The sequence below is a fragment of the Oceanobacillus limi genome (genome assembly GCF_900111445.1).
Classification (GTDB): Bacteria; Bacillota; Bacilli; order Bacillales; family Amphibacillaceae; genus Ornithinibacillus; species Ornithinibacillus limi.
Genome location: NZ_FOHE01000003.1, coordinates 107935 through 124405, shown reverse-complemented (window position 1 = coordinate 124405; position 16471 = coordinate 107935). Strand labels below are relative to the sequence as shown.

The 16471-nt window shown below is 37.9% G+C and carries 14 protein-coding genes and 1 pseudogene; 3 read left to right on the top strand and 12 right to left on the bottom strand.

The genetic code is table 11. From position 1 onward, the window contains the following. Positions 1-18: 18 nt before the first annotated feature. A complete protein-coding gene (gene fabF, locus BMX40_RS04785) occupies positions 19-1254 on the bottom strand; it encodes a beta-ketoacyl-ACP synthase II (RefSeq protein ID WP_090867387.1) in 1236 nt (411 codons plus the stop codon). A gap of 245 nt (positions 1255-1499) precedes the next feature. Beyond that, a complete protein-coding gene (locus BMX40_RS04780; protein WP_090867384.1) occupies positions 1500-2009 on the bottom strand; it encodes a GNAT family N-acetyltransferase in 510 nt (169 codons plus the stop codon). Positions 2010-2289: 280 nt separating this feature from the next. Between BMX40_RS04780 and BMX40_RS04775 the strand changes: the two are divergent. Continuing rightward, positions 2290-3744 (top strand): annotated as a pseudogene (locus tag BMX40_RS04775) (IS1182 family transposase); the annotation flags it as partial. A 260-nt stretch (positions 3745-4004) separates the two neighbouring features. Here BMX40_RS04775 and BMX40_RS04770 read toward each other — a convergent pair. Beyond that, entirely contained in the window at positions 4005-4604 is a 600-nt protein-coding gene (locus BMX40_RS04770; RefSeq protein WP_090867382.1) for a DedA family protein, read from the bottom strand. A gap of 206 nt (positions 4605-4810) precedes the next feature. Here BMX40_RS04770 and BMX40_RS20095 point away from each other — a divergent pair, with 206 nt between their 5' ends. Both BMX40_RS20095 and BMX40_RS04765 read left to right on the top strand, forming a co-directional pair. Beyond that, positions 4811-4969: a hypothetical protein gene (locus tag BMX40_RS20095; RefSeq protein ID WP_170840666.1), complete on the top strand. Its 159-nt coding sequence runs from the start codon at positions 4811-4813 to the stop codon at positions 4967-4969. Positions 4970-5288: 319 nt separating this feature from the next. Continuing rightward, positions 5289-5957 (top strand): GntR family transcriptional regulator, encoded by a 669-nt coding sequence (locus BMX40_RS04765; protein ID WP_170840665.1) that lies wholly within the window; start codon positions 5289-5291, stop codon positions 5955-5957. Here the strand turns inward: BMX40_RS04765 and BMX40_RS04760 are convergent. The 9 genes from BMX40_RS04760 to BMX40_RS04720 all read right to left on the bottom strand — a co-directional run bounded on the left by BMX40_RS04760 (position 5938) and on the right by BMX40_RS04720 (position 16366). Continuing rightward, entirely contained in the window at positions 5938-7122 is a 1185-nt protein-coding gene (locus tag BMX40_RS04760) for a saccharopine dehydrogenase family protein (protein ID WP_090867378.1), read from the bottom strand. The genes BMX40_RS04765 and BMX40_RS04760 overlap by 20 nt on opposite strands. Positions 7123-7140: 18 nt before the next feature. Next, positions 7141-8553 carry a Na+/H+ antiporter NhaC family protein gene (locus BMX40_RS04755; RefSeq protein WP_090867376.1) on the bottom strand — a complete coding sequence of 471 codons (1413 nt, stop codon included), beginning with the start codon at positions 8551-8553 and terminating at the stop codon, positions 7141-7143. A 462-nt stretch (positions 8554-9015) separates the two neighbouring features. Continuing rightward, positions 9016-10053 carry a UDP-glucose 4-epimerase GalE gene (gene galE / locus BMX40_RS04750; protein ID WP_090867374.1) on the bottom strand — a complete coding sequence of 346 codons (1038 nt, stop codon included), beginning with the start codon at positions 10051-10053 and terminating at the stop codon, positions 9016-9018. Positions 10054-10323: 270 nt separating this feature from the next. Continuing rightward, entirely contained in the window at positions 10324-11673 is a 1350-nt protein-coding gene (locus BMX40_RS04745) for an oligosaccharide flippase family protein (protein ID WP_090867372.1), read from the bottom strand. A gap of 172 nt (positions 11674-11845) precedes the next feature. After that, positions 11846-12658 (bottom strand): hypothetical protein, encoded by an 813-nt coding sequence (locus BMX40_RS04740; RefSeq protein ID WP_139177910.1) that lies wholly within the window; start codon positions 12656-12658, stop codon positions 11846-11848. Positions 12659-12677: 19 nt separating this feature from the next. After that, a complete protein-coding gene (locus tag BMX40_RS04735; RefSeq protein ID WP_090867368.1) occupies positions 12678-13355 on the bottom strand; it encodes a CpsD/CapB family tyrosine-protein kinase in 678 nt (225 codons plus the stop codon). After that, positions 13342-14085 carry a YveK family protein gene (locus tag BMX40_RS04730; protein WP_090867366.1) on the bottom strand — a complete coding sequence of 248 codons (744 nt, stop codon included), beginning with the start codon at positions 14083-14085 and terminating at the stop codon, positions 13342-13344. Before BMX40_RS04730 ends, BMX40_RS04735 begins: the two co-directional genes overlap by 14 nt. 15 nt (positions 14086-14100) lie before the next feature. Continuing rightward, the gene (locus BMX40_RS04725; RefSeq protein WP_090867364.1) at positions 14101-15339 is read right to left on the bottom strand and encodes an O-antigen ligase family protein; all 1239 of its coding nucleotides are present in this window, start codon (positions 15337-15339) and stop codon (positions 14101-14103) included. 49 nt (positions 15340-15388) lie between these two features. Continuing rightward, positions 15389-16366 carry a polysaccharide deacetylase family protein gene (locus BMX40_RS04720; RefSeq protein WP_090867362.1) on the bottom strand — a complete coding sequence of 326 codons (978 nt, stop codon included), beginning with the start codon at positions 16364-16366 and terminating at the stop codon, positions 15389-15391. Between the last annotated feature and the right edge of the window lie 105 nt (positions 16367-16471).

Genomic DNA, 16471 nt, shown 5'->3' with positions numbered 1-16471 from the left:
GTATTCTCCTCCTTCAAGCTACTCGTGATATTTTTTAAAGGCAAGGACAGCATTGTGTCCACCAAATCCAAATCCATTCGATAAAGCAACATTAATCTTATCTTCTACAGCTTCCTTGGCCACATAGTCTAAATCACAATCAGTGTCTGGGTCATCCAAATTAATCGTAGGCGGAATAATACCATCTGCCAAACTTTTTATGGATATAATCGCTTCGACTGCACCTGCTGCACCAAACAAATGACCCGTCATCGATTTCGTGGAGCTCACCTTAAGACGATATGCATGATCTCCAAATACTTCCTTAATCGCTTTAGTCTCTGAGATGTCACCTACGGGCGTGCTTGTCCCATGAGCATTAATATAATCTATTTCCTCTGGTCTCAGTCCAGCCCGGTCCATTGCTAGTTTCATAGCTTTTGCTGCTCCTTGATAGTCTGGCTCAGTAATATGGTAAGCATCTGTTGTACTTCCATATCCAATTATTTCTCCTAGAATATTAGCACCACGCTCTTTTGCATGCTCGTATTCTTCCAAAAATAAAACACCCGCACCTTCAGACATGACAAAACCATCCCTATTTTGATCAAATGGACGAGAAGCTTGTTCTGGTGTTTCATTTTTCGTTGACATGGCACGCATTTTTGAAAAACCAGCAAAGTACAGCGGAGTAATCGTAGCCTCTGCCCCACCTGCTAAAATTGCATCCGCATAGCCATGAGCTATTTGGAAATAGGCTTCCCCAATAGCATGATTACTCGTCGCACATGCTGAGACGGGCGCATAACTTGGTCCACGGAATCCAGTTTTTATCGCTACTAATCCAGAAGCCATATTATTAATCATTGCTGGAATTAAAAAAGGAGATACCCGTTTTGTTCCTTTTTCCAACATCGTTTGGTGATTATGTAACAACGTTTGTAGCCCACCAGTTCCAGACCCAATATAAACACCAACCCGATCTTTATCCACTGATTCCATGTTGAGTCCGGACTGCTCTAGTGCTTGAACGGCTGCAGCATATCCATATTGCGTATACACATCATACTTTTTCAGTTCCTTTTTCTCGAGGTAGTCGTCCCCTTGAAAGTCATTAATGAAACCAGCAATTCTTGTACCAATACCCCTATACTCATCCGATTCCAACCGCTTAATACCAGACTTTCCATTTTTAATATTTCCCCATAACGAATCCACATCATGACCCAATGGAGAGACAACACCTGCCCCAGTAACAACAACCCTACGTCTCACACAAATTCCCCTTTACCCATTGAATTTTTGAGGAAGCGTTGGGACGGTTCTAATGCTTCCTCCTTTGAATCACTATTATTTCTCTTAATTGTGCTCCAAATAGCATTTCTTCTCTCTTTCCCGTGAAGATGACAAAAAAGGGAGGTTTTATTGAAATAGCGGTTATATAGAGAAGTGATTCTTATCAAAGCAAACTGATAAAAAGAAGCAAGAGAACCGTCCCTTCGCTTCCCTCTGCCCTCTTGTTAGCTCACATAATCTTCGCGCAACAAACTCATAATTAATGCATCATGATAACTTCCATCGACGAAGAAATGCTTTTTTAGTTGTCCTTCCGTTATAAATCCAACCTTCTGATAAATGTGTATTGCCTTTTCATTTACATTTATCACATGCAAGGATATTTTATGTAAATTCAACTGGTTAAACCCATATTCTACCATTAACCGCGTGGCATCCGTTGCATAACCTTTCCCTTGATGAGATGGATCGATCATGATCGCAAATTCTGCGTTACGGTGTCGAAAATGAATATCGAAAAGACCAATATAACCGACTTTCTCATTCAAATGATAAAGAATGAATTGTCTGTGTGATTCGCTTTTTTGTCCATCCTCATAGGATTTTATCAACCTTTCCATCGTCGTATAAGGCTCAGAAAACCAATAATCCATCACATCAGGATTCGTTCGCATTTTGTGAATAAATTCCAAGTCCTCTTTCTCAACGGGACGAAGCTGTAGTTCGTTTCTCATATGTATCCCCTCCTAGTATAATAGTTAAACTTTAACAAAAAATTTAGTATATTGCATCTATCTGCATCATCGTCTATCGAATCTTTTAAAAATTGAAAAATAGGGGGAAAAACAGAGGGACGGTTCGAGACCAGTGAAAAAGTCCCTTAAATTCTCTCAAATTATTAAAACAGTAATAAACAGTAAGAAGTGTGAATTTTTACTAGTATTATAAAGAGAAAAATCCCCCTAAATGGTATAATTAGTACGACCGAATACCAAACCATTAGGGGGATTTTTTATGCTTCAGAAAAAACCAAAGCAAAATAGCTTTCACTCCGTATTATACGATAAAATTCCAGAAAAACATATACTTAAAGTAATTTCTAAAACTGTTGATTTTAGTTTTATCAATATTTTATTAGAAGATACATACTGCAAGGACTTTGGCCGGCCTGCAAAAGAGCCTGAAATGATGTGTAAACTTCTTTTTCTTCAACACTTATATAATTTATCTGATGAAAATATGGAATTGGTGGGTAACTTGAATCTAGCTTTTCTGTATTTTATTGGCGTTAATCCAGAAGATTCCCTACCAGACAAAAGCCTCCTTTCAAAATTTAGAACACAGCGTCTTGGTGAAGACACACTGGATGATATCCTTACGGAAATGGTAAGACAATGTGTAGAAAAAGGAATATTAAAAGGGAACAGTGTTAGTTTAGATGCAACTCATATTCTTGCGAATACAATAAAGAAAACTCCCGAGCGTTTAATGAAGCATCTAGCAAAAATGATTATACATACCTATGAAACAGAAGTTGGCCAAAAAATTGATAATTTACCAGAAGTCCCTGACTACAAGGAAATAGCCGATCATCGCGAAGCGAAGGCAGTTATGAAATCTTATTTGGAAGAAGTTATTGAACTAGTAGAGAAACAAATCACGGAGAACGAAGAAGCAACCAGACAATGGATTCAAAAAGCAAAAGATATCTTGTATGATCCTAAATTTATTAATCAGAAAGGAATACGTTCTCTCACTGATGAGGATGCAAGAGTGGGACGTAAAAGTAAGACTCAATCCTTCTATGGATATAAAACAGAATTCATGATGACTACAGATGAACGTATTATTACCTCGGTTCGAACAGCTGATGGAGCTTATATGGATGGAGATTATACAAATGAAATGCTTGCCCAAACTCAAAAAAGTGGGATGAATATAGAGGAAGTTTATGGAGATAAAGCTTATTTTAGAAAACCAATTTTAGAAGAAATTAAAGCTATAGAAGCCGAACCTTTTATACCAGTTAGTTCAACTGTTTATCGAATCGATGAGGATATATTTACGTATAACAAAGACTCTGACGAATGGCATTGTTCCCAAGGGAACATCACGGTTAATAAAAAATACTTCAAATCCAAAAGAAAGGATGGTGTGAGGCAAGGCTATAAGTATTATTTTGACATAAAGCAGTGTAAGGAATGTCCTATTGCCAAAAAGACTGCACGCAGAATTCTTTCAGTGGGTATGAATACCTCAGAGTTTTACGAGATATCTCAATACCAGAAGACAGAAGAATTTAAAGAAAAGTATAAGAAAAGAGCTTCTATTGAAGGGAAAAATGCGGAGCTCAAACGATTTCATGGCCTATCTCGATGCAGGGGATACGGTCTATTAAGCGCGTCCAAACAATCAAAGTTAGCGGCAATAGCCGCAAATATTAAGCGGATAGCATCAATAGTATCCGCTTAATACATAGAAATACATGAAAATAAAATTGATATATAACATAAAATTAATTTTTCATTCTTTTATTAACACTTTTTTTAGGATTAATTAAAAATACCATACTTTTTCACTGGTCCCGGACGGTTCTCATGCTTCCTCCCCCTTAGGAAACATAGGAACCGTCCCTTTATTGCTGACTTTATTGCTGTTTAAACTTTACTACCAAAAGGAAGTACCAGAACCGTCCCATCGCTTCCAACGAATAACTGCCAAACTCTCTGCTACGTGGTCTTGGAAGCGGAAGAACCGTCCCCACGCTTCCGTTTCCAAATCCAAAGGAGAATGATTCCGATAATTATAATAGCTACTGCTCCATAGATATACACGCTGTAGGAATCATAAAGCTGACGAAATGCCTCGTAGCTGCCATTAAAATAATTGCCAAGCATTATTAATGCATAGCACCAAGGATAAATTCCAATGCATGTCAAAATTAAAAAATGGGACACATTAACTTTGCTATATCCTGCAACATACGATATATAATTTCCAATCCCAAAAGGACGTGAAAAGGCTATGCTCCATATTCCATACCGGTTAAATAGAGACTCCGCTTTATTCAACCCTTTTTTCAAGCGGTTCGACGTTATCTTTTTCAGATTCCTAGCCAGGAAATAAGGAAGTAAACTGGCAAGACTGTAACACAAACTCATTTTTGCTGCTAGTAAAAAAGCTGCCCCATATCCTGGGGACAATATATAACCAAATGATAGAACAAGTATTACTCCCGGAAATGGAAATGAAGAACCTTCCAATAACATTACAAAATATAACCCTGGTTCCCCAATGGCTTGCAACCATTCTAAAAACCTATGGAACATTTTTAACCTCCTACACTATAATATCTCTTATCCAGGTAGTTTTTTCATTATACTAGTATTTGCTAAAGTAATTATTTTTAATATGGGAAGACAGGGGATGGTTCCCCCCACCACTTTTTAAAATATACAATTAATTCATAAAATTGCTACTATTATTCACTAGAAAGTGTTACTATTAAATTAGTTTCTGGTTGGAGGTGATATAAATGTTAAAGAAGTCAATGCGCGTGCTACTTGTATTTAGTATGACTTTCCTATTTTACGGATCAGCGTTTGCCAGCCCTAGTACATCTACATCCTCAGAAATAACACCACAGGCTTGCTTTTTAGTTCCTCCTTGTGACTACCGTACAATTGGTTTTTAGTAGAAATGGAGGAAGGTAGTTACCAGTCTTATAGATTGTTCCTTCCAACAAAAAAACAAGCCTAAGTTGAGGCTTGTTTTTTCGTTGGAAGAAAAGTGAAGTCACCAATAAAGCGTTACTAATCTCACTATGAAAAGCTTCCTTTCTTTTATTCAAACTAGAAAAGATTAACGATTTAACGGAATTTGGTAAGGAGAAAGGAAGCACTAGAACCGTCCCAACGCTTCCCGGTAATATAATCTCTCCTACTCACATATATTCTATATAGATTCATTATCAATGATAGGGAGATAAAGGAGTAACTATGGCAAAACAATCGATGAAATTATATGTTTACCAAACGATAAAACATTCTATTTATGAGCAAAAATTAACTCCAGGACAAAAGCTAATAGAACAACAGATTTCTGAAGCACTATCTATTAGCCGTACCCCAATTCGTCAAGCATTCCAGCAATTACAAGAGGAAGGTTTTTTAACCATTTCACCTAATAAAGGGGCACAGGTAATTGATCCGACCTCAAAGGAAATCGCTGAAGCTTTTATATATCGTTCTCATCTTGAAAGAATGGCCACAAAAGACATTATCAACTGGATCACCAGTAACGATATTAATAAATTAATTAAACTCGTTCATACGGAACAGGAGACCTACCGAAATAAGGATTTTCTAGGTTATATTGAAACAAATAAAAACTTCCATTTCACTTTAATAAAAGGGTGCGACAACCGTTTCTTGAAAAATGACTGCATCAAAATAATTAACCAAACTCATATTTATCTTGCATTGTATGATCATTTCTATCAAGTTAATAGACAAAAAAAAGACATCCGAGGCCCAAAGGAGCATCAGATGTTAATCAATTTTTTAATTCGTAATGATTATGATTCTTTTTCAAAATTACTAAATAAACATATCACATCGACCATTGAAGAATACACAGCGAGAATGAAGAAGGTTCACCATGCTAGTGACTTGTTCCAGTAACCATTTCTTGATGAATAACAATGCCTCTCTTGCCGATTTCTTCAATGAAGAGCTCGTATGGAATATCCGTCGTCGGCGAGAGAACCCCCTTCTTCGTAATCGTATGGTTACCTATCATTTGTGCAACAATACTCGCTGTATATCCCACCGTTCGATTCATCGCAAATAAACCAGTGCTTAGTTCCCTCTCATCTACCATTTCGTAGATAAAGGAAATATCTTTACCATCTTTTTTTCCTTCTATTACATTCTTCATTAACACTAGGTCCTTTTCGTGATCCGCATACCGTAATCTTGGTTCTAAATGCTTCAGCAAAAATTCATGAGGCGTAATGTTGCCATTCAGGCCAGGCACTGGTTCTGTCTCTAAAAAACCTAAATCAACAAATGGTTTCCAAATCGCACTATGTCCTGCCCAGCGAATGGTTCGGCGTTCTGTATGAACAACCTCATTCTCAATACCTAGCAACTTCGCAAAATGAATAGCATTTCCATTAGGGATCGACTCCAGCCCCGTAATTCCAGCCAGTTCGATATCTTTTCTCCACTTTTCATGATGCTGATCCTTTGCAGGAATTTCCACAATTTCCCCATCACACATCAGCTTTGCTGGACGTTTATAGGACATAAGAGTACTATCAAAATTCCAACTGACCTTATAGTTTAATGGATTATCCGCTGCGCTTGCTACTGGAACACCTCCACAATAGGAGTATAATGCATGTACTTCATCCAATTGACTAACACCATACCCACATAAGACGAGATCAATCCCTGGATCAAGTCCCGATTCTGGCATAATGGTCACCTGACGTTCTTCGGCTTTTTCATAAACCTCCTGAGACAGCCCTTTTGCATACGAGCAATTCACTAATGGTATTCCTGATTCAATCGCTGCTCTTGCAGCGATATCATTAAACTTTTTTGGGAGTAAATCAATGACTACATCCACGTTTTCTCTAAAAAGGGAAACCAAATGATCAAGTGATGTTGCATCTATTTTTCGTTTCACAATCTTATCCATTTGAAGATGTTTCTGAAAATTATCTATCCCATCAAAAGCGACATCGGCACAGACTATCTCCGTTACCTCATTACTATTACCCAGATCTTGTAAAGCAGCCCTTCCTTGTAAACCTGCACCACCTAATACAATAACTTTCATCAAAAAACCTCCCCAATACTATGCTCCGAATAAGCCTAGACCTAAATATAGTACTAACCCAATTATTCCTACTAAAATAGCATATGGAATCTGTGTACGAACATGATCAATATGGTCCACTGCTGCTCCCGTAGATGCTAGAATAGTTGTATCGGATAATGGAGAGCAATGATCTCCGAAAACGCCTCCACCGGCAACGGCTGCAATCGTTGCAAGTACCACCGTATTGATATCCCCGCCTGCAAAACCGATCGCAATTGGAACTGCTATTGGGATCATAATACCAAATGTTCCCCAAGAAGTACCTGTGGAAAAAGCTATAACTGCAGCTAATAAAAATGTAATAGCTGGTAGCAAACCTGGGTTTAACCAGGATTCAGTTGTTTCAATTAAATACGTTGCTGTTCCCATTTGCTCGCTCAATGCATTGATGGTATAAGCAAATACAAGGATCATAATCGCTGGCATAATACCTTTAATTCCATTCAAAGCAGTTTCCATGATATCCTTCACTGGAATCCCCTGTACTCGCATCACAATTCCTAAGAAAATGGCCGCTGCTAGAAATGCCTCCATCGTCTTGGCAGATCCTAGCCCAATATACGTACCAACAGCAATCGTAATTATCAATAAAACTGGTAAAAAGAAGTTCCATACAATGCTAAGTAACTTATCTTTAAAATATGGTTCAATATTCGTTAATTCCTTAGAAATTAAGGGTGTGGATCCATCACGAATTAACTTTCCTTCCCGTTGTGCTCGCTCCTCTGCTTTTCTCATTGGTCCAAAGTCCTTGATCATGCCAGATGCTATGAGTCCAACCAATAGCACGGATAATACAGCATAAAAGTTAAATGGAATGGCTTTGGTAAATACAGCCAATGCGTCCGTTTCAGTTTGGATCGGCCCCAAACCAATCAGCAGCCCCGAAATGAATACCGCCCACCCCGTGATGGGAACAATTACACTGACCGGTGCAGATGTGGAATCACAAATATATGCTAGTTTTTCTCGTGAAATTTTCACCTTGTCTGTAACTTTTCTCATTGTGGAACCAACAAATACCGGACTAAAGTAATCACTAAAAAATACAAACAAACCCATAAACCACGTGGTCACTCCGATTCGTTTTCGAGATGCTTGCCTTTTCCCAATTGCATCTGCAAAGCTTTGAATTGCCCCTGTCCGCTGAAAAAATGCAATTAAAACACCAATAAAGATCTCCAATAAGAAGATCCAGGAAAAACTTGTGTTACCTAGTGATTCCTTCATTAGGTTCGGAAAACCAAGTAACCCCTCTCCAGCTAATAGCACACCGACGACACAGGCAATACCTAACGATAAAATCGTATCCCGAGTCCAAAAGGCTAAAACAATAGCAATTAGTGGAGGTAAAACCGAAATAAATCCTAAAGTAGTAGCACCATCCATCTCCTATTCCCCCTTAAAAAGAAAGCGTTTACATATACTTATGTTGTACTACAGTATTGTAGTACAATTTTTGTGGAAGCGAAGGGACGGTTCTTGTGCTTCTTTGATCAGTACGAAACAAAAGAAAAGTTTCATCATCTTATTTAGCAAGTTAATCATATACGCTCAAAACAGTCGCGTTAACTCAAGATACCCGTAAATAAATCTATACGTTTTTGAGATTGATGTAATTAACTCAAAGACTTAGATATTGAGATATAGAGAAATCAAAATACGAGTTCTAATGCTTTCTTCACTGCCATTAAGAAACTCGATCGGATGCTAAACAATATCGCGTAATCCTTTCAAGTCTTCTGCCGTCTAATGATAGGTTAGATAATAGATTTATGCATTAGTTGTGAACGTAGTGGGACCTGACAGAAGAAGAAAGGAAGCACGAGAACCGTCCCTCCGCTTCCCCCTTCAAGGAAGCAAAAGAACCGTCCCCGCGCTTCCTGATCCGTGCTTCCTTCTGTCCCATTGCCATGCATCGTGACACATTTGATTGATTCCTTTTTTGGCTTCCCAGCCTAGTTTCTTCTTCGCTTTGGAAACGTCTGCATAGCAAATTGCTGTATCTCCTTTTCGTCGTGGTGCCAGGATATAAGGTACGCTTCTACCAGATGCCCGTTCAAAAGCTTCGACCATCTCCAGGACACTATAACCTCTACCAGTTCCTAAGTTAAACATATCGATTTCTTCTGACGCTTCGGCCGCTTTAAGTGCATGAAGATGTCCTCTTGCAAGGTCCACAACATGAATATAATCTCTTATCCCAGTTCCATCCTTTGTTGGATAATCACTCCCATAAACCGAAAGAACAGGAAGTTCACCACCAGCAACCTTGGCTATATATGGCATTAGATTATTTGGGATACCCTTGGGATTCTCACCTATTTGCCCGCTTTCATGAGCACCAACTGGATTAAAGTACCTTAATATACGAATACTCCACGTTTGATCTGATAGATATAAATTACGAAGTATACCTTCTATTATTTCCTTCGTTTGGCCATAAGGATTAATGGCACCTAATGGATGGTCTTCCGATATCGGCCCATCATGATTCGATGGAGCGTAGACGGTAGCCGAAGAGCTAAACACTAGACGTTTAACCCCAAACTCCTGCATGACCTCACACAAAGTAATCGTTCCAGCTATATTATTTGCATAATACTTCAATGGGGTTGCGGTTGATTCACTAACCGATTTATATCCTGCCAAATGAATAACCGAATCAATACTTTCCTTAGAAAATAATTGTCTTATCTTGTCACTATCAGTTATGTCCAAGTTGTATACTTTAAACGATTTCCCGGTTATATATTTAACCCGATTTAAACCTTCTAGATTACTCGTTGAGAAATTATCAACGACAACAATGTCATATCCCTCATGAAGTAGTTCTACACAAATATGCGCACCTATATATCCCGCGCCGCCAGTAATTAGAATTGCCACGGGAACTCCACCTCCCTTCCTACCATTTATCCACTTTCCCAGTACTTCACCTAATTTATTTTCCCACCGCTCAATATTGGACTTTACATAGAATCTATAAATCTGATCAGGAGCATATCAAGTAGAATCATAAGATAATAGAAATCATTCGAAAGTAATGTTTATATGCATACTTTTTCAGAAGGCCCCATGATAGTTTGTAGTTACATTGCAAAATTGATGTGTATGAAGATCATAATTTCCCGCTAAATGACAGCCGACCATAAAACACTATACTTCATTTTCTTTAACCCCCATATAATACGTCGGAGATCCCTCTCTCTTTATATACTGTACTACTTTACTAAAACGAATTTCAGATCCCCTTTTATACATGCTCGATTTTGTCGTTGCCTTAGATTTTTTCACGAGAACAAGCCAAACGACTAGGAGGCTTAAAAATTTAGCAAGTGATGATAGTAGTACTCCATACACTGCTCCATAAACCCCATAGGTAGGAATTAATAAGAAACCACCAATCACACTAACCATTACCCATAGAGCTGCTAAGTATGGTTGAATTTTGAAATGCCTAGTCGCAATAACACCTATTTCTAAGAACGCAGCGGAATACAAAATGACTCCTGAAATCATCATCACTACAAACAACCCAGAATAAGCTGCATAAGCCGGGGTATAAATAATAGCTAATAAGAAATCCCCTAACAGATAAGCAACTAAAACACCTAAGCTCCCAATGAACAGACCTATTGCTATGAATATAACTAATAATGATGAGTAACCTCTTATATCTTTTTTCTCAAACAGCATTGCTAACCGTGGAGCAACTGGTTGTCTTATGGAGTTGACCATTCGATCGCCAGCATAGAGTATATACAACAGAGCAGCAAAATACCCCAATTCTTCCTCTCCTAAAAAATACTCAACCAAATAGTTTGGGACATTTACATTAACAGATGTTAACAGTGCCATAACGCCTAGTGGAATACTTAATGTAACTAACCGTTTTATTATGCGTACATGAAAGCTTACGTCAATGGATGTGAATTTTCTTGTTACTGGCCAGTCAAAAAATAGGAGAATCAATGCCCATACAATAATTTGACCAATAATAGCCAAAACCAAACTTCCAGTAATGTATAACACCACGGAAAAGCTGATCACCGTTCCTATTCCTTTCATAATGTCTGAAATTGTTGGTAAATCCATCCGTTCACATTTTTGTAGTTGACCATGAAAAATATCACTAACGGACTCATGAAGTTTTGCTATTCCAATTAAAATAATAACAATCGCTGTATAGTAGTCATATCCAATAATTAAAACCACTGTAATAAATAAGAGAAAAGAAAATCCCACCATTACAATCCTTGTTCCTAAATAATTACCAAAGGTAAAACTTGATTTCATATCTGTAATAAGGGCTAACCGTAAATTCATATCCGTAAACAATACAATAGGTGCTGTGATTGCTAAACCGAGGACATACTGACCAACCATTTCTGGATTTCCAAGCTTTGCAATAACAATTAATAGGAGCCATTGTGTAGAAGAATAGATTATACTACCCGCTAAATTCCAAACCATGTTTTTTTTAAGTGATAACTTCTTTACGATCACAACTTTCCCCTCATTCTTTTCGTTCCATTAGTTGTAAAAAAAATTTATATTTACACCACGCTATGAAAACTGGCTAATTGCACCTATCAACAAATACGTGCTCGACTCTAATTATTGCTCCCTCCATGTCGCCTCGCCCCCTCTAGCATTATCAACCTCAACAACATTAACGTTAAATCACTTTCGCTCGTAAAAACTCAGGTTTTTTACGCATTTTGAACCAAAATAGGAAAACAACCAAATGACCAATGATCGAATAGGAGGAAAATCTCTTATCCACATCCACTGTTCGACCGCCAAATTCCTCTTTAAACTGATTTATATTTTTCTCATCTGCAGCAGAAGCATCGATAAATAAACCACCAAAATCAAACCACTTATGCCCCATTTTTTTTAAACTTTTCATATCCTGCCAGTGGAGAAACCGATTCGCTCTGCCGATCATATTTCGCATGGTAGAGTTTTCAAATCGAGCAGAAGCAGAGTGCAGCAACGAGCAGTAGGTATCTGTTTTTAAATAGGCATGGTAACACAGAACATGTGAATCTTCGTCCATCACGTACGAAATAAGTAATGAATCCTGATCTCTTAAACCCTTCAGCCTGCCTACATTCGCTTTTTGTATTTTTTTATGTTTAGAGAAACCATCAAAAAAGGCGACAAATTTTTCAATTTCCTCATCGGTTGGGGCTGTTAATTCGTGATAGGTAATCGGATCTCTTTTGCTTGCACGGTTAATTTTATACCTTGCATTTTTCCCAATGTCTGCATAGATTTCTTCCTCAGATCTCTGTAAATCAATGATTAACGTTTTACCGATGCTTTGTAATACACCTTTTTCAGGTGTTGGAAGCTCTTGCTTAGTTGGAGGGAATAACACCTCTGTCGAAATAATGACATCAACTTTACTAACATTGATATCGCCCATGGGACCATAGCTATCCATCATCTTAACTAATCCACGCATATATCGAACGTTTACCACATCTTCAGCTCCTTTATGTTTATTTATAATAGTAATTATTCTTAGGCTCCTTCTTCCCATTAAGAACTGCCCCAAGTAGGTTCGCACCAGAAAAACCAAGCTGTTCCTTCGCCTTTTCTACATCCTTCACATCATTTTTCTTCGTTCGAACGACAAGCAAAGCACCATCACATTGACTTGCAACTAACGCACTGTCTGTTACAGCTAATACAGGTGGAGTATCAAAAACGACGAGGTCATATTGATCACTTACCGTCGAAATAAATTCTTTCATTTGCATCGAACCAAGTAATTCCGGTGGATTTGGAGGAATAATCCCGCTTGGAATAATGTCTAAATTGAAGTCTATAGTTGAAATAAGTGATTCCATATCCTTTTGGCCAATCAAGTAGTTGCTTAAGCCGAAATTGTTCGTGATGCGAAAGATATGATGTATGCTTGGCTTTCGTAAATCTGCATCAACCAACAAAACCCTTTTTCCTTCCTGACTAAATACAACAGCAAGGTTCGAAGCTGTTAATGTTTTGCCATCGCCAGGGCTTGGAGAAGTAATAACAAGGCTTTTTACGTCCTTGTTAATCGATGCAAAGTTAATATTGGACCGCAAACTTCGAAATTGCTCAGAACTTTGATTGTTGTTTCTTTCAATCGTAACAAGATTACCTCGATCTCCTATTTTCCTTTTACGTTTCAACATTTGCCTCCTCCTTTTCTATCGTAGATTTGGAGTTTCTATTTTTACTAGGCCGTTTTTTATCGATGGTTGAAATTACACCTAGCACAGTTATTCCAAGCTCTTCCACATCATTTTCCGTTTTCACTTTTGTATTCAAAAATTCGAGCAGTAAAGTAACCCCAATACTGGTTGCCAATCCAATAAGACCAGCGATAGCCATGTTCATGATCGGCCTAGGTTGAATAGGCTCCTGCGACAATTCGGGATTTGCATTTGATAATACAAAGACATTTTCTACCTGCATCACTGTCAGAATCGTATCTCTAAACTCTTCTACAACAAGGTTAGCAATTTGCGCGGCCGTCTCAGGTGTATCTGCAATCGCAGAAACGGTAACAACCTGGGAATTTTCTTCACTATTTACTTCGATTTGTTTACTGAACTCATCGAGAGGAATTGTTAGCCCCATCTCTTCGATAACCTGATCAAGAATGACAGGACTTTTGATAATCTCACTATATGTATTGATTAAGCCTAGATTGGTTTCAAGCTCGCTTCTGTCATACTGAACCACTGGGTCATCCTTCTGTTGAATAACAACAAACTGGGAGGACGATTCGTACACTGGATTCAAAAAATAATAACTAAGCATAGCAGCTACCCCAATTAATCCAATTGTAAAAAATAGAATAAAAACCATGCGCTTTTTTAATGTTTGCACGATATCTTGTATAGCTACTGTATCCTTCATATTGGTCACCTCCAATTATTGTTGTTCTTCCAGTTTGTGTTCGATGATCACATAAGCAAGGCTTAAAAAAACCCAAACAAACCGGATGTTTTCGATATTAATCGATAACGCTTGAATAGCTACTGCCAGTATGCCAATTAATAGGTAGAAATGTTTTTTTTCTCCACTACTTCCTATTCCTACTACCAATTTTGTAACGAGATAAATCGGTAGCCAGATAAATGAAATGAATCCCAAAATACCTGTTTCAGCTAAAAAAGAAAGATACGTATTATGGGGGATATTGGAAAAAGTAAAGCCAAACATTTCTGGTGAATAAGCAATAAATTGGCCAATGCCAACCCCGATAAAAGGATTGTGGACCCACATTTCAAAAGCCGATTTCCATAAGAAGATACGATAGGAGGTACCATCTCCCTCCGTACCAACACCGCCTACTCGTTCCATGGCAAAAAGGAAAGCGTCAGATACATGGTTGATCCATAATATAATGAGAAAAAAGAAAATGACGACACTTAAAAAGATAATTAGTTCCTTTATCCTTCCTGACAAAAAGCTAAGCAATAAAACAACGCATACACTGATCGCAACACTTAAAATACCACCTCGTGAAGCAGTTAAAAAAAGGGCAATTAGAACGGCAACCATCGAGAGATTAATCGTGATGGCTTTGCGCATATAGATGGAAGCGAGTGCAATGACCGAAAGAGAAACAATCAGGTATAGAGCGGCTAAATTAGGATCATTTAATGTTGCCTGTGCACGACCTCCTAATGTCAGCCCACTATCCATTCCCAATTGATAGAAAATGACACTAGCTATACAAAGAATCGCAATCACAACCGCAGCGCGCTTCCACCACCGTAATAGGAAAAGAATGAGTTCTTCCCGATATTTTTCTAAGAAAATCAACATGACCATTACATATAGAAAATTAATCGTTAACTTTATAATGGCAGATACACCATATGGAAAATCGATGGAAATATTTGTTACATAATTCGCCATGCTTACGATACAAAAGTAAATGAGAAGTAAGAAATAAAGAATAATAAGTTGATATTTTTTTAAAACAATAGATAGTGTTTCCTTATTTTCTTTTTTTGCGATGAACCAATACAAAATAATAATTAATAGAATGTCACTATAGGAGGCATTCAGTTGAATGATTAGATTGAGATGAAACATAAACGGCAAACAAAAAATGAAGAGTCCCATTAGAAAGAAATCAATCTGTTTTGTTGACAAGCGCATTCGAGTCACCACATTTATTCATATTTTCTTTTTTACGAACGTGATCATTTTACTTATCCAGGACTTTTTCGCTCATGTCACGCATCGACAAGCTTTCCATCCCATATTGACTCCGAAGCTGGTGAAAATGATCCAAAATCAAATCTAGCATTTGACTATTTTCCTCCATATGAACACCAAAATTATGCGGATGCCACCAAAGATGGTAAACCTTCCCTTCCTTCGCGGCTTTGGTCATGCTAGATTTAATCCGTTTTAGCCTAAGGGACTCGAATAAACGGAGTCGCCGAGAATATGGTCTTAGAAATCTACTAGAAGGAACGTTAACAAGCTTCCTATGCTCCTGCAGATCCTCCAAGCAATACACATGGTGACCTGTGATATTGATGTAACTATCTAGTAACCTCATCGCCCGTTTGAGTTTCCCATCTCCATTAGGGTTTACATGATACAACCAATTATTTTCGCATCCTCTATATGCCGTAAGATCCTTGTTTTCACATACCGATAAATAGGATGGTTCGACTTGATTCCGTGGAAAAACAATCGATGTCGTCGAAAGGTTTTGCTGCTTTGCGATGGTTATCGCGTGTGTTAAATCGGCCCGAAATGCATCCTGATCTTGACCGTCCGCCAGACAGTAATAATGACTAAATGTATGTGTAGCAACTTCTTGATTCGGAAATTCCCTTATTTGATCAATTAACAAAGAACCATAATGAAAAGGATCCACCTCTTCGTTTTCGCCAATATGTTGCAAATGATGGTAAGATGATAATGCCGAATTCGTATATTGGGGTTGGACTTTCGGAATCATCTCAACTAATTCCTTTTTATTGGAAAAAAATAAAAATCCAACAACAGCCCAGGTTGCATGAATACCATGCTGTTGAAATTTGTTTAACAGCAGTGGGACAACTTCTCTTGCACCAAGTAAATTGGCCCTATACCTATTCAGAGGGAATACGTCAAATACCCCCCAATTTAGTTCCAAATCCAGTGAAATCACAAATTTACCAGTGTTCATCTTTATCCACCACCGTTCAAAGCATATTAGCCTCTCTTGACATTCTTTAATTTCCTTCCGTTACGAATTCACTCTTGTCTGATGCAGGTAAATCAAAACTTTTAT

Excerpts from the sequence above, each read along its gene's own strand:
- BMX40_RS04780 (WP_090867384.1), bottom strand. The coding sequence starts at position 2,009 with ATGAGAAACGAACTACAGCTTCGTCCCGTTGAGAAAGAGGACTTGGAA.
- BMX40_RS04735 (WP_090867368.1), bottom strand. The coding sequence starts at position 13,355 with ATGTTGAAACGTAAAAGGAAAATAGGAGATCGAGGTAATCTTGTTACG.
- BMX40_RS04770 (WP_090867382.1), bottom strand. The coding sequence starts at position 4,604 with ATGTTCCATAGGTTTTTAGAATGGTTGCAAGCCATTGGGGAACCAGGG.
- BMX40_RS04760 (WP_090867378.1), bottom strand. The coding sequence starts at position 7,122 with ATGAAAGTTATTGTATTAGGTGGTGCAGGTTTACAAGGAAGGGCTGCT.
- BMX40_RS20095 (WP_170840666.1), top strand. The coding sequence starts at position 4,811 with ATGTTAAAGAAGTCAATGCGCGTGCTACTTGTATTTAGTATGACTTTC.
- BMX40_RS04720 (WP_090867362.1), bottom strand. The coding sequence starts at position 16,366 with ATGAACACTGGTAAATTTGTGATTTCACTGGATTTGGAACTAAATTGG.
- BMX40_RS04765 (WP_170840665.1), top strand. The coding sequence starts at position 5,289 with ATGAAATTATATGTTTACCAAACGATAAAACATTCTATTTATGAGCAA.
- BMX40_RS04730 (WP_090867366.1), bottom strand. The coding sequence starts at position 14,085 with ATGAAGGATACAGTAGCTATACAAGATATCGTGCAAACATTAAAAAAG.
- BMX40_RS04755 (WP_090867376.1), bottom strand. The coding sequence starts at position 8,553 with ATGGATGGTGCTACTACTTTAGGATTTATTTCGGTTTTACCTCCACTA.
- BMX40_RS04725 (WP_090867364.1), bottom strand. The coding sequence starts at position 15,339 with ATGCGCTTGTCAACAAAACAGATTGATTTCTTTCTAATGGGACTCTTC.